The sequence below is a fragment of the Orenia marismortui DSM 5156 genome, assembly GCF_000379025.1.
GTDB lineage: Bacteria > Bacillota > Halanaerobiia > Halobacteroidales > Halobacteroidaceae > Orenia > Orenia marismortui.
The window spans coordinates 347424-361649 of the sequence record NZ_KB900618.1; the positions used below are offsets into that span (position 1 = coordinate 347424).

11 protein-coding genes are annotated in these 14226 nt (G+C 30.2%); 2 read left to right on the forward strand and 9 right to left on the reverse strand.

The window, feature by feature from the left end; genetic code table 11:
• Positions 1-141: 141 nt before the first annotated feature.
• Entirely contained in the window at positions 142-1191 is a 1050-nt protein-coding gene (locus OREMA_RS0107645; RefSeq protein ID WP_018248379.1) for an IS30 family transposase, read from the forward strand.
• A 184-nt stretch (positions 1192-1375) separates the two neighbouring features.
• On the opposite strand, the gene OREMA_RS0107650 is transcribed toward OREMA_RS0107645, so the two are convergent.
• The 7 genes from OREMA_RS0107650 to OREMA_RS0107680 form a co-directional block, all read right to left on the reverse strand.
• Positions 1376-2668: a glucose-1-phosphate adenylyltransferase gene (locus tag OREMA_RS0107650; RefSeq protein WP_018248680.1), complete on the reverse strand. Its 1293-nt coding sequence runs from the start codon at positions 2666-2668 to the stop codon at positions 1376-1378.
• 516 nt (positions 2669-3184) lie between these two features.
• Positions 3185-3904 carry a DeoD-type purine-nucleoside phosphorylase gene (locus OREMA_RS0107655; protein ID WP_018248681.1) on the reverse strand — a complete coding sequence of 240 codons (720 nt, stop codon included), beginning with the start codon at positions 3902-3904 and terminating at the stop codon, positions 3185-3187.
• A gap of 401 nt (positions 3905-4305) precedes the next feature.
• A complete protein-coding gene (locus tag OREMA_RS0107660) occupies positions 4306-4770 on the reverse strand; it encodes a redoxin domain-containing protein (protein ID WP_018248682.1) in 465 nt (154 codons plus the stop codon).
• A gap of 259 nt (positions 4771-5029) precedes the next feature.
• The gene (locus OREMA_RS0107665; RefSeq protein WP_018248683.1) at positions 5030-7039 is read right to left on the reverse strand and encodes a PKD domain-containing protein; all 2010 of its coding nucleotides are present in this window, start codon (positions 7037-7039) and stop codon (positions 5030-5032) included.
• 378 nt (positions 7040-7417) lie between these two features.
• Entirely contained in the window at positions 7418-8917 is a 1500-nt protein-coding gene (gene malQ / locus OREMA_RS0107670; RefSeq protein ID WP_018248684.1) for a 4-alpha-glucanotransferase, read from the reverse strand.
• Positions 8918-9173: 256 nt separating this feature from the next.
• Positions 9174-10166: a galactose-1-phosphate uridylyltransferase gene (galT, locus tag OREMA_RS0107675; RefSeq protein ID WP_018248685.1), complete on the reverse strand. Its 993-nt coding sequence runs from the start codon at positions 10164-10166 to the stop codon at positions 9174-9176.
• A gap of 188 nt (positions 10167-10354) precedes the next feature.
• Positions 10355-11254, reverse strand: a complete 900-nt coding sequence (locus tag OREMA_RS0107680; RefSeq protein ID WP_018248686.1) for a hypothetical protein — start codon at positions 11252-11254, stop codon at positions 10355-10357.
• A 312-nt stretch (positions 11255-11566) separates the two neighbouring features.
• On the opposite strand from OREMA_RS0107680, the gene OREMA_RS0107685 reads away from it, so the two are divergent.
• Complete coding sequence (locus OREMA_RS0107685; protein WP_018248687.1) at positions 11567-12418, forward strand: DegV family protein; 852 nt, start codon at positions 11567-11569, stop codon at positions 12416-12418.
• 27 nt (positions 12419-12445) lie between these two features.
• Here the strand turns inward: OREMA_RS0107685 and OREMA_RS0107690 are convergent, their stop codons facing one another.
• Complete coding sequence (locus tag OREMA_RS0107690; protein ID WP_018248688.1) at positions 12446-13609, reverse strand: aminotransferase class I/II-fold pyridoxal phosphate-dependent enzyme; 1164 nt, start codon at positions 13607-13609, stop codon at positions 12446-12448.
• A complete protein-coding gene (locus tag OREMA_RS0107695) occupies positions 13606-14091 on the reverse strand; it encodes an Lrp/AsnC family transcriptional regulator (RefSeq protein ID WP_018248689.1) in 486 nt (161 codons plus the stop codon). The genes OREMA_RS0107690 and OREMA_RS0107695 overlap by 4 nt, the downstream gene beginning before the upstream one ends.
• Positions 14092-14226: the final 135 nt, after the last annotated feature.

The window sequence follows — 14226 nt, forward strand, 5'->3', positions numbered from 1 at the left end:
AACTTAATAATATTTAATTTAAATTTTTATATTATGCTTCATTGTAAAATCAAATTGAACAAAATAAAAATAGCCATAGGGCACCAACCTGTAATATAATTAAATCACCACAAAATAACCAGTTACAGGAGGGTGCACACTATGACTTACTTAAATGATACACCAAAATCCCGAAAAAATAAACACCTAAATGCTTATGAACGTGGTCAAATTGCATTATTACATTCCGAAGGAATGAATCCAAATGCTATTGCAAAACGTTTAGGTAGAGCTTCTAATACCATTAGAAACGAACTAAAACGTGGTACAGTTTCTCAAATTAAAGCTAATAAAAAGATTATGGTCTATTACCCTGACACTGGTCAAAGAGTTTATGAATCTAATCGCAAGAATTGTGGTCCTAAATTTAAACTTTTGCAATGTGAAGAGTTCATTGATTATGTTATAGAACAGTTCTACGAAAAAGGACATTCTCTTGATGCTATATGTGGTGCAGCAAAACTTCATAATAAATTTCCAAAGCCAGAGATGGTATCTACTAAAACGCTTTATAACTACGTCAACGCTGGATTATTGACAATTAAAAACATTGATTTACCTTTGAAGCTTAAGCGTTCTTCAAAAAGAAAGCACACTAAAAATAATAAAAAGAAGCTTGGTACAAGTATAGATCAACGCCCTGAAAGTATTAATAATCGTAGTGAGTTTGGTCACTGGGAAATTGACACTATGATAGGCAAAAAGACTAAAAATGAATCAGTTTTACTTACTATGACAGAACGTATGACTCGTAAAGAAATTATTCGTAAAATCCCTGCCAAGACTGCTCAAGCAGTTCAAGATGCTATTTTAAAGCTCGTTAATGAAGCAGGAGATTGTTTTCCAAAAGTATTTAAAAGCTTCACTTGTGATAATGGCTCTGAGTTTGCTCAAATGTCATTTTTAGAGCAAATTAGTGATACTAAAGTATACTTTGCACATCCATATTCATCATGGGAAAGAGGAACTAATGAGCGTCATAATGGTCTTATAAGACGCTTTATCCCTAAAGGTAATAGTCTAAACCAATTCTCTATTGAATCTATTGCTAGAGTCCAAAACTGGTGCAATACTTTACCAAGAAAAATCTTAGATTACCTAACCCCTGATGAAATATTTGAAGATAAATTAAAACAAATTCTTTATGACTAAATAACCAAATTATTACAGTTTGAAAATGTTCAATTTATTATTGCAATTTAAGATTTTTATATTATTATCATATCACTCCCTTAATGAATAAGTACAAAATCATAACAGAAAAAGACTACTTAATAGAAGTAGCCTTTTAAAAGACTTAATTTAAAATTCATTTAATAAATTTAAGTTCATTTGCCTATCCAACATCAACTAGATGTAATCCTTTATCATTTCGAGGTTTTACACTACTACCACTTGTTATTAATACTTCATCACCAAAGTCGCTTTCACCTATATAAGGGCAGACTCTACAATTAAGTCCAATCTTAATATTACTAGGAATTTTAGCCCCTTTTCCTATTACAGTTAAACCTGATTTATATAAATTAGGTTTATCGTGATTAGAAGTTAATTCTTGGCTATAACCAATATATGAATTAGGACCTATTACTACATTTTTATCCACTATCACTTTATTTAGAGTTGCATCCGCTTTTATACGTGTATTATTAAAGATAATTGAGTCTTTTACTTTGGCTCCTTCTTCAATAAACACTCCAGAAGCAATTACTGAATTTTCTACTTCCCCATTAATAATTGAACCATTTGCAATAATACTCTGCTTGGCACTACCACTACCTCCAAATTTAACTGGGGGTTCTTCTTGGCTTCTAGTATGAATCCTCCAATTCTGGTCATATAAATTCAACTCTGGCATAGTAGAAGCTAAAGCTAGATTTGTCTCCCAAAAAGATTGTACTGTTCCTACATCTCTCCAATATCCCTTATATTCATAGCAATAGGAAGGTGCTTTTTCAATCATCTGTGGAATAATATGATGACCAAAATCTGAATTTTCTTGATTACAGTGTTCTTCTAGAATATCGATCAAAGCTGCTGTATTAAATACATAAATACCCATAGAAGCTAGATTATTTGGAGGACTCTCAGGCTTCTCAATGAAATTTCTAATTTCCATATCCTTATCTGTTTCCAAAATTCCAAATCTATTTGCTTCTTCTAGTGGTACAGCTTGAGCTGCAATTGTTAATTCTCCCTTTTTTTCTTTATGGTAGTCTATCATCTGACTATAATCCATTTTATAAACATGGTCTCCAGATAAAATAATGACATATTTAGGATTACTTTCTTTAATATAATTAATATTTTGACAGACAGCATGGGCTGTTCCTTGATACCAACCATATTTTTTGTCCTTGCCTGTATATGGTTGTAATAATTTAATTCCACCTATCTTACGATCTAAATCCCAAGGCTTGCCTATCCCAATATGATCATGTAAAGACATTGGTAAATATTGTGTTAAAACTCCTACATTATAAATCCCAGAATTAACACAATTACTTAAAGCAAAATCTATTAACCTAAATTTACCAGCAAAAGGAACACTTGGTTTAGAACGATGATCTGTTAATAGATCTAACCTTGTACCTCTACCTCCTGCTAAAATTAGTGCTAAGGTCTCCACTATATTCCTCCTTAGAATTTAAACTTTAGATTATCTTATGCTTCAACAAATACATTCTTTAGTCTAATCATAAACATCTTAAAATATTATAGTAATCTATATTTTTATTTAATTTTCTAAAATATAAAAGACAAAATTAATATATGTTTTAGGAATGGTATGTATAGGGAATGGTCGCGACCATTCCCTGCAAAATCATTCCCTGCAAAATGATCACTTCTTATAAAGATGGTCACCTCTATAATTAAATAACCTAGAAATCGTACTGTTTTGTAGTACTTTATTTCAATAAATTTTTTTAAGATTTGGTTATTAGTAAGATCTTCCTATCCCCTAATAACTATCTCCTAACCCCAAAACTGTCGCAATATCTACTTAATTTATCTTTTTTTCTATCAGCAGATAAAAAATTCCCTCTTTTTTATACCTCTAAAAACAAAAGAAGCTAGGCTTATAAAATATTTTATAAGCCTAGCTTCTTTTGATTAAATTTTAGAATTATTATCTAAGACTTACTTATCCATACAACTTAGTAACAGTATCTAAAACCATTTCTGTCATTCTATCTACACCTTCTGCAATCTTTGACTTATCTGCTCTAGTCTTCTTAAATACATGATCTGATACTGTAAGTACTGTAGCTGCTCTTAATCCATATTTAGCTGCAATATTATATAATGCAGCAGTTTCCATTTCCACTGACAATACTCCTAAGCTAGCTAATTTTTTCAACTCTTCAGTATACTCTTCAGACTTGCCATAAAAATAATCAGATGTTGCTATCTGTCCTACATGAACTGGCATCTCTAAATCAATAGCACTATCATATAAATTTTTAATCAACTCAAAATCTGCTGGTGGAGCTAAGCTAATATCTGGATTTATCTGATTAATGGTAGTTCCAATTGTAGCTGTAGACTGAGCAATTATCAAATCTGCTTCTTCCATATCATCTGATAAAGCCCCACAGGTTCCTACCCTAATCAAAGTCTTAGCCCCTAGCATCTTTAGTTCTTCTAAGACAATAGAGATAGATGGTACCCCCATTCCAGTAGTTTGAATTGATACATCTACTCCTTTAAACTTTCCAGTATATCCATACATCTTTCTATAATCTGTATATAATTTTGGATCATCCAAGAACTTTTCTGCCATATATTTAGCACGCTCTGGATTTCCCGGTAATAATACAATATCTGCTACTTGTCCTTTCTCTGCTTCTACATGAATTGGCATAGTGTAAATCCCCCTTATATAGTTTTAATAACATTAATAGCTTAACTAATTTAGGCTATTTTAAACTTATTTTTGCTAAAGACCAGAAAATATATCATTAGACGTCAGACAACTTCCAAATATATAATTCTTGACCCAGAAAAAAATTCCTTCTTTTTATTAAAAATTAAATTAATATCACCCTAAACTTATCTGATTAAATGTTTTTTATGTATAATATAGTTTTTATTTTATCCACTTAGAACAAATTTAATCAATAAGTTTATATTCTTAATAAATAAAGATATCAACTGTGAATTCACAGTTGATATCTTTATTTATTAATCTATAATTTTGTCTAAAGCTAAATAATATATCCTATTATGCTTGATAGAAAATCTAAATATATTACAATTGTAGAATTATTGATTTTCTATTACTTCTAAAAGTTCATCAACATCAGGCAAAGTTCCTATCTCATAAACTTTAGCAAAGATTACCTTACCTTCTTCATCTAATATAATATTTGCTCTTTCAGAAAATCCATCATTTTCTCTAAAAATACCTAATTTTTTAGCAAATCCACCATGAGGCCAAAAATCTTCAGCTAATAAAACTCTCTCTACACCTAATTGCTCACCCCAAGCTTTTTTGCTCGGCATAGCATCAACACTAATGCCTAAAACTTCAGTATTTAACTCCTCAAATTTATCATAATTAGCTTCTAAATCCTTCATTTGAGTTGCACAGACTGATGTAAATGCAAGTGGATGAAAGGAGAGTACTACATTCTTTCCCCTAAGATCACTTAACTTTAACTCTTCATCAGTTGTTATTTTAAAGGCATAATCCTCAATGCTTGTTCCAACTTCTACTAATTGATCCACCTTTACCCCTCCTTAATAATTAAGATATTATTAATTGTTATTAATGGTAATGGTTATTATTATCTTTATTGCTATTATACTAATTTATACCAATTATGTCAAGTAAGTCGATGATATAATCTCTATCTTATTATAATCGAAACTCTAATCTATTATTAATTTAAAAATCATTAAGAGTTAATACCCTAAAAATTATATTCACTAACTTCAGACCTAAACTCAAAAAATTCAATTAAGTAAAAGTAATTAAAATAAAAATTTAATAAACTATTGAAGATGTATTGCCTTCTTTGTCTATCTTAACTATATATCCATCCCTTTCACCTTTACCAAAGGAACTTGTATAGCCTATTAATAAATAACCTCCATCATCAGTTTTAGAAGCATCCATAAACTCATCATGGTCAATCCCCCCATAACGAGAAGACCATTCTTTTTTAGCTTTAGAATTTATCTTGACTACATATCCATCATAATCTCCTTTGCCAGCTGAATTCGTATAGCCAACTAAGAGATATCCTCCATCTTCAGTTGCTATTACAGACCTAAAACCATCATCACTCTTTTTATTACCATAAGAATGAGAAAAGATTTGATTCCCTTGGCTATCTATCTTAACTATATACCCATCATAAACCCAACTTTCAGTAGATCCTATTGATCCTACTAATAGATATCCCCCATCTTCTGTCTGACAGACATCCTGAAACCTTTCGTCTAAATCATCTTCACCATATGTATACTCAGCAAGTTTATTAAGTTTTTCATCTAATTTAACTACTAATCCATCGCCACTACTTTTATCAAAACGACTAGTATATCCAACTAATAAGTAAGAGTTATCACCCTCTACAACTGATTCAAAATAATCATTACTACCAGATTTAGTATCATGATCATAAGTATATTCTAGTTCTTGTTTACCTTTAGCATTAATTTTGACTAAATAGCCATCATTACTACTATCATTAATATAGCCAATTCCTAAATTATCTTTAGTAGATGATTGATACAAATTATATAATTCTTGGTTCTTATAGTTAGAGCCTATTATTTCAGACATTTTATTTCCATTATTCTTGTTAATCTTAACTAAATAAGAATCTTTACTAAGATTATTTTCATTACTCTTATAACCACTTAATAAATAATTTCCATCATCAATAATGGTAGCCCCAAAAAAAGAATCTTCTCCACCAAGATAATAATCATAATTATACCATTCTTCTTTTCCTTGGCGATTTATCTTAACCACATAACCAGCCGGATAAGACCAATCTCTTGTAAAAGAATTACTGTAACCTACAAGTAAATATCCATCTTCTGTTCTAACTACTCTTTCAAAGCCATCATTACTAATTCCACCATAACTTTTCTGCCAAACTTCTATTATCTTAATATCAGCCTCTTGACTAATTTCTTGACCATAATCATCTGAAATTACTACTTTTATAGTATCAGTTGTACTATAAGTTGGTGACAGATAAGTAACTTTACTTCCTTCACCTATAATCTTCCCTTTATTTACTTGCCAATTGTAATTTAATTTGTCCCCATTTAAGTCTCTAGCATTTACACTAAATATAGCCTTGCCTCTTTTTTGATCTTGGTTAATAGCAATTGAACTGAAGTTACTTGATAAATTATCAAGAATTTCAGGAGCATAATCCTTGACATTAACTTCTATACTATCCTCTAACTCTATTCCTTCACTATTTCTAACTCTAAGCTTAATTTTATACTTGCCTTCTTCTTTAGGGCAGATATAATTTACTCTATTAGTTTTTCCAATAATCTCTCCTCCATCAGCTTCCCATGAATAAACTATACCTTTAGTTTCCATATTTGTCTTAGCATAGATCTTAATACTATCACCTGGATGGAGATTATTTCTTTCACGTTCTATTCCTATTTTGAAATCTTTAACAGTAACTTCTTGATTAGCAATTACTTGATGACCCTTACTATCTGATATAAGTACTCGAACCTGATAAATCCCTTCCTTTTCAGGCGGAAGATAAATTATATCCTTCCCCTTTCCTGTAATAATTCCTTGATCTACTACCCATTTATAATTCAGCTGGTCTTGATCAATATCACTAGCTTCAACACTTAACCTTAGTTTTTCACCTAAAGGTACCACATTTTTATCTAGCTTAATTAAGTTAATTACCGGTGCGTGATTAGCTTTTTCTTTTACATTACAACCACCTACTAATATTGATATTATAATAACTAAACATAATAACAATGGCTTCTTCCTTATCATTCTGCCTTTCACCCCTATATCTACATTTGTTTTATATAATTTTTTTAAACTATCTGAAAATTTTAAATTATATTTTTATAAATCATATATATTTTTCTTTAATATTGTGCTAATACCTTTTATTTTGCAAAATAAAGAGATTATAACATCTTATAATCCTATTTTATCAGCACCTTAAATAAGTAATTTCCAATAATATAATCAAAAATCTAATTAATTTCCCTCATCAAAATTTATAAACTCTGTCTATTTTAATCGAAAGCCACAGGCCTTTTAGTTATTATATCAAATTATAGAATTTTTTTCTATAAAGATCATAGCTTTTTAAATTTAAAAAGGTGTCACGAATATTCGTGACACCTGAGAATTATAATTATTTTAAAGTCTATTATGCCTTTTTGTCATCTCTTTAAGTGTAGTTGCCCTCTTTTCTGTTAACATCTCTACTCTATATTTCCAATCCCAGTTACCTCCCAATACTCCCGGAGTATTAAATCTTGCATCACTATCCAAACTAAAGACATCTTGTAAAGGAGCTAAAGATATTATAGCCCTAGATTTCCAAGCCAATTCCATCAAGTCCCAAGAAATATCATCATGTCTATGGCTAAGATGCTGATTTAAATATTGACACAAATCTGCTTTATCCTGCTCAGTAGCATCCTCATTATACCAACCTAAAGTTGTATTGTTATCATGTGTTCCTGTATAAACAACACAATTATCAGTAGTAAACTCATTTGGAGGTAGATTATTATCTTCATTAGCATCAAAAGCAAATTGTAAGATTTCCATACCTGGGAAATCAAAACATTCTTTTAATTCTTCTACATCCTTAGTAATAGTACCTAAATCTTCAACAATAATAGGTAGCTCACCAAGTTCATCTTTAATAGTCTTGAATAGTTCCATACCTGGAGCCTTCTTCCATTCCCCATTAATTGCAGTCTTATCTCCATAAGGAACAGCCCAATAAGCTGCAAATCCTCTAAAATGATCAATTCTAACAATATCTGCAACTTCCAACAAAGCTTCTATTCTCTTAACCCACCAGCTATAGTTAGTCTCTTTTAATTTATCCCAATCATAAAGTGGATTTCCCCATAATTGACCAGTTTCACTAAAGTAATCAGGTGGTACTCCTGCTACTTTAGTAGGCTTCATATCTTCATCAAATAAGAATACCTCTGGATTAGCCCAGGCATCTGCACTATCCATAGCTACAAAGATCGGAATATCCCCAATAATCTTAATTCCTTTATCATTGGCATACTCTTTTACTTTCGTCCATTGTTTAAAGAATATATATTGGATAAATTGTTGAAACTCTATATCTGTAGATAACTCTACTTTATATCTATCCATAGCTTCTTTATTTCTTAGCTTAATATCTTCATCCCATTCATGCCATGGTCTTTCATCAAAGCTAGATTTAACAGCCCTAAATAATGCATAATCTTCTAACCACTCTGAATTATTTTCGCAAAAAGAATTATACTCTCCCTTATCTGCCTTAGCTTTAAATCTGCTAAATGCTTTTTTTAGTAAGGGTAGCTTAAAATCAATTACTTTACCATATTCTACTTTATCTTGATCAAAATCAAGATCATTATCTAAATCTTCTTGACTTAAAAGTTTATCTTCAACTAAGCTTTCTAAGCTAACTAACATATGATTTCCTGCAAAAGCTGAAAAACATTGATATGGTGAATCTCCATAACCTGTCGGTCCTAAAGGACATATTTGCCATAAATTTTGTCCAGCTTCAGCTAGAAAATCTATAAATTGATAAGCCTCATTTCCTAAAGATCCTATACCATATTTTCCTGGTAAAGAAGTTGGATGTAAGAATAAACCACTCTGTCTTTTAAATTTCATTTCATAACTCCTCCTTAATTTTCAATATAAAAGCTAAGCATATATACATAAATATCAATATCCCATTTTAAAATAAAATCAACATGAAATACTATGAATATATTATAAAATTTTCAGGTGATAGGAGTTAGGTCTTAGGGGTTAGTAAGATCTTCCTACCTCCTATTTCCTAACGCCTAACTCCAAAACTATCGTAATTTCTATCTTAAATTTCACTTTATAGTGATAGATAATATAAAAATAATTTAAAATATAACTAATCAACTTTAAACTCTCTTAATCTCTTAGCAGCTACTTCTGGTGATATAGTAGTAACACTCATACCTGTTCCCAATTCAAAGCCTCCGCAAATTGAAAGCCTAGGTATAATTTTTAGATACCAATGATAAAAAGCTTCTTTATCTTTGTTAAAAGGTACTGTATGAATGATAATATTAAAGGATAAATCATTAAAATATCTTTTAAATTTTCTCATTATCTTCCTTAATATTTGAGCCAGAGCTTGAATTTCATTATCCTTAATATTAGCAAAACTGCTTCTATGATCTTTAGGAATAATCCAAGTTTCATAAGCAAAATGAGCAGCATAAGGAATAAAAGATACAAAATTTTCATCTTCACTGATAATTCTTTTATTAACTACTAATTCAGATTCAATTAGATCACAATAAATACAGCTATGATGATCAGTATAATAGCTCTCTACTTTTTTTAATTCTTGCTTGATCTTTGATGGAATGATAGGCGTAGCTATAATCTGCCAATGTGGATGTTCTAAAGAAGCTCCTGATTTTTCACCAGAATTCTTAAAGATTTGTACATATTTTAATTCATTATCACTAGCTAGATCATTATATCTTTGCTTTAAAACTTTTATTAGATCAATAATATGATTTATAGAATAATTAGATAGACTACCTTGATGTTTATTTGATTCTATAACGACTTCTGCAACCCCTAAACCCTTCATCTTTTCAAAAAAGACTTGACTCTGTTCAACAAATTCACCAACTCGGTCTAATATAGGAAATTTATTAGGTACAACTCTAATCTTCCAATGATTTTCACTTTGCTTATCGCTATCAGCTATTGATAAAATTGCTAATGAGTCATCTTCTTTATTCCCATTGCAAAATGGACAAGCTCTGTTAAATTTTTGATTGTTATCAAAATCATTAGGGCGTTTGCCCCTTGAAGTTGCAACAATAACATCTTCTCCTCTTAATAAATCTTTTCTTATTTCAGACACTATTAGCCTCCATTTTATTTGTGCTAACGTTTGCATAAGTAATAAAAATAATTTATTAGCAATTGCTAATAAATTATTTAATATATATTTTAGTTTCAATATATTATATCATTATATCTATTTTTTTTCAATGAATTCACTTTAAAACACTTATAAATTCCAAGTTTTTTATAAAATTTCAGAGATAACTAAACTCCATATATTCTTCTTTCTTTTTCCTGCTGATAATATCTTACCCAGTCATCATCAATAATATCTTCTAATTCATAATTTATCTTATTAGCTAATTGCTCAATTACTACTCCCAATTTAATAGCTTTTTGATCAGTAAATATTTTTCTTAATCCTTCTTTCTCTATTAGCTTATTTAATTTACTCTGACGTTTATTAATCTCCTTTTCTACCTTCTCTCTAAACACAGGAAACCAGATTTCTCTATCTATACCACGTTCTTCAGATAAAGCCTCTAGATTAAAAGCAGTTATATTTCTAGCAACTAACTCCTTCTTAAATAGTTTGTTCTTCTTCTCCTCCGATAATTCAAGATCACAAAAATCTCCTAAGAATAAATAGGGAGCAGAATCTGGATCTCTATTTAAAAAACTTCCCTGCTTACTATTTAAAACTTCAATAATTTCCTCAATACTAAACTCCTTCTTTTTATCTTTATATTGACTAAATTTATTGCTATTATTGAAGTAGATAATCTCTTCTGCATAGCTTTTGATTTTAGGATCATAAGCTACTATAACACCTTCATACTCTTCCAATAATTCAAAGGCTTTATCTGTTAAGATCATATATATATAATCTTTTGCTTCATGTAACATTACTGCATATTTCATCAATCCTCTACGAGGTTTAAATTTACTAATTCTATACAATCTATTTAATAAACCTTCTCCTTTTATAATCTCTATATCTTGAAAAACCTCTTCTACTCTAGATAAGACATCCTCACTAAACTCTATTCTCCAAGTCTTTTTATTATATTTCACCCCTTCTATACTTAACAAAGTTCTAAAAACTTTTTTACCCAATCTTTCCTTAATACAATATTCATCCTCATTTAATTTCCATAGCTTCATACTTATCACCTATCTTCTACATTATATCCATTATATATCATATCTAATTGAAGTTCAGTTATCAACTATTCAACTTATAATTTAATTAATTGGAGTTAGGATATAGGTTCTAGGAGCTCGTTAAACCCTACTTCCTAACACCAAAATTGTCGCAGCATATTCATTGAATTTCACTTTAGACTTGGACACCTGAACTCAAATCCAACATTTTATTTTTTTTACAAAATAAAACATGCAGATTGTAAGCATACTAAATCTATGATATAATCAAATAATAAAAATAAATTATTTTAAAGAAGGTGAATAAATTAAATGACTCAAAAAATAGCATTATTAACTGATAGCACATCTGATATTCCTACAGAACTATTAAAAGAAAAAAACATCCACAGTCTTCCCCTCAAAATAATTTATAGTGACAAACAATATAATGATAGAATAGATATTCAACCTGAGGAAGTCTATAAGAAATTCGATGAAGAAATACCTACTACCTCAATGCCAACTCCTCACGATACAAAAGAAAAGCTCCTAGAACTAAAAGCTCAGGGTTTTACACATGTAATTGCTATTCATATCTCTAGTGGTTTAAGTGGAACTTATAACATGGTAAATATGATAAGCAAACAGATTGATGATATTACTGTCGAAGTAATAGATTCTAAAGCATTATCTATGGGATTGGGTAGATTAGTACTATATGCTGCAGAATTGATTGAACAAGGATTAAATTTTAAAAATATAATCTCTCAAGTAAAGGATAAGATGGAAAATGTAGATGTCTTCTTTGTAGTTAAAAGCTTAAAATATTTAATTGAAGGAGGAAGAATTGGTAAGGTATCAGGAACTATTGGAGAGTTTCTAAACATCAAACCAATTATCTCTATAGACAAAGAAGGAGAATACTATAACTTTAAAAAGACTCGTGGTCGTAAAAGATCTATTAATACATTATATAAATTAATTAAAGAAAAAGTTAAAGAAGGAATAAGTACTGTTGATGTAGTACATGGAGCAGCTTATGAAGAAGCAAAAGAACTACTTGATAAAGTAAAGAATTTAGACAATGTTAAAGATAGTTTCTTTGGACAGATTGGACCTTCTATGGTAGTTCATACAGGTCCAGGATTAATCGGAGTAGTAATCAACAGAATAAATGAATAAAAAAGTTGGGGGATTCCCCAACCTTTTTTATAATTTATTTACAAATCTCTCTATTCTAGTTAACGCTTCATAGATATTATCTAATGAAGAGGCATAAGAACAACGAATAAATCCTTCTCCACTGATTCCAAAAACATTCCCTGGGATTACTACAACCCCTTCTTCTTTTAACAACCTTTCTGCAAATTCTTCTGAACTTAAGCCAGTACTTTTAATCGATGGAAAGACATAAAAAGATCCTTTAGGCTTAAAACATTTTAAACCTAAATCATTAAACCCTTTAACAATCACCCTTCTTCTCTGGTTATATGACTTAACCATCTTCTCTACTTCAACTTCACCATTGCGTAAAGCTTCTAAGGCAGCCTTTTGACTTACAATTGGAGCACATAACATTGAATATTGATGAATCTTCATCATTGCTTTAATTACAGGTTCTGGAGCTGCTGCATAGCCAACTCTCCAACCAGTCATCGCATAGGCTTTAGAAAATCCATTAAATACAATCGTTCTCTCTTTCATTCCAGGCAAAGTGGCAAAACTAGTATGTTCTCCTTCATAAGTTAATCTGCTATAAATCTCATCTGACAATACAATTAGATCATTTTTCTTTACAACTTCAGCAATCTCTAATAAATCATCTTTATCCATAGTAGCACCAGTTGGATTATTTGGATAACATAAGACTAAAACCTTAGTCTTAGCAGTAATTGCCTTTTTCACATCTTCTGCTCTTAACTTAAAGTTATCTTCTTCTTTGGTAGGTATTCTAACCACCTTACCTCCTGCTAAAAGAGTAGATGGTTCATATGAAACATAGGAAGGTTCAGGTAATAACACCTCTTCACCATCCTTCAATAAAGTCCGCAAAGCTAAATCTAAGGCTTCACTAACACCAACAGTTACTAAAATCTCATTATCTGGATTATAATTCAAATGATAATCTTTACTTAATAAGTTAGCTATCTCCCTTCTAAGCTGTAGCAAACCATAATTGGAAGTATACATAGTATCTCCCTGCTCTAATGAATAAAAAGCAGCTTCTCTAATATGCCATGGTGTAACAAAATCGGGTTCCCCTACCCCTAAAGAGATCACATCCTCTACACCTGATGCTAAATCGAAGAACTTTCTAATCCCTGAAGGCGGAATTGATTTTACTTTTGGTGATATTATCTCAGACCAATTCATGGTGATACCACTAACCTTTCTGATGCTTTACTCCCCTCTTTAAAGATTACCCCATCCTTCTTATAAGTCTTTAACATAAAATGAGTACCAGTACTCTGTACATGGTCAATAGTTGCTAATTTTTCAGCTACAAATAAAGCCACTTCTTTCATTGTTCTACCTTCAACTTTAACAGATAAATCATAACCACCTGACATTAAATAAACTGAACTTACTTCAGGAAATTTATAGATTCTTTTAGCTACTGAATCAAAGCCAAAATCCCTTTCTGGTGTAACTTTAACATCTATTAAGGCAGATACAAGCTCTTTATCTGTCTTATCCCAATCAATTAGAGTAGAGTACTTAACAATAATATTCTCTTTTTCTAATTGAACAATTTCCTTTTTTAACTCATTAACATCCATATCAAGCATAGTAGCCATCTTTTCTGGAGCTAGCTTACTATTAGATTGTAATAACTCTAAAATATCTTCTCTCATTTTAACATCTCCTTCTCTACTACTTCTTCTTTATTAAATATACTCATCTAAAGAATATCTAAAACTATCTTAATTCATAACTTTTATTTAATAAAATTTATTGTTAATAATTCATTATATTTGATTAATCTCCTC

Excerpts from the sequence above, each read along its gene's own strand:
- OREMA_RS0107645 (WP_018248379.1), top strand. The coding sequence starts at position 142 with ATGACTTACTTAAATGATACACCAAAATCCCGAAAAAATAAACACCTA.
- OREMA_RS0107655 (WP_018248681.1), bottom strand. The coding sequence starts at position 3,904 with ATGCCAATTCATGTAGAAGCAGAGAAAGGACAAGTAGCAGATATTGTA.
- OREMA_RS0107665 (WP_018248683.1), bottom strand. The coding sequence starts at position 7,039 with ATGATAAGGAAGAAGCCATTGTTATTATGTTTAGTTATTATAATATCA.
- malQ (WP_018248684.1), bottom strand. The coding sequence starts at position 8,917 with ATGAAATTTAAAAGACAGAGTGGTTTATTCTTACATCCAACTTCTTTA.
- OREMA_RS0107680 (WP_018248686.1), bottom strand. The coding sequence starts at position 11,254 with ATGAAGCTATGGAAATTAAATGAGGATGAATATTGTATTAAGGAAAGA.
- OREMA_RS0107685 (WP_018248687.1), top strand. The coding sequence starts at position 11,567 with ATGACTCAAAAAATAGCATTATTAACTGATAGCACATCTGATATTCCT.
- OREMA_RS0107690 (WP_018248688.1), bottom strand. The coding sequence starts at position 13,609 with ATGAATTGGTCTGAGATAATATCACCAAAAGTAAAATCAATTCCGCCT.
- OREMA_RS0107695 (WP_018248689.1), bottom strand. The coding sequence starts at position 14,091 with ATGAGAGAAGATATTTTAGAGTTATTACAATCTAATAGTAAGCTAGCT.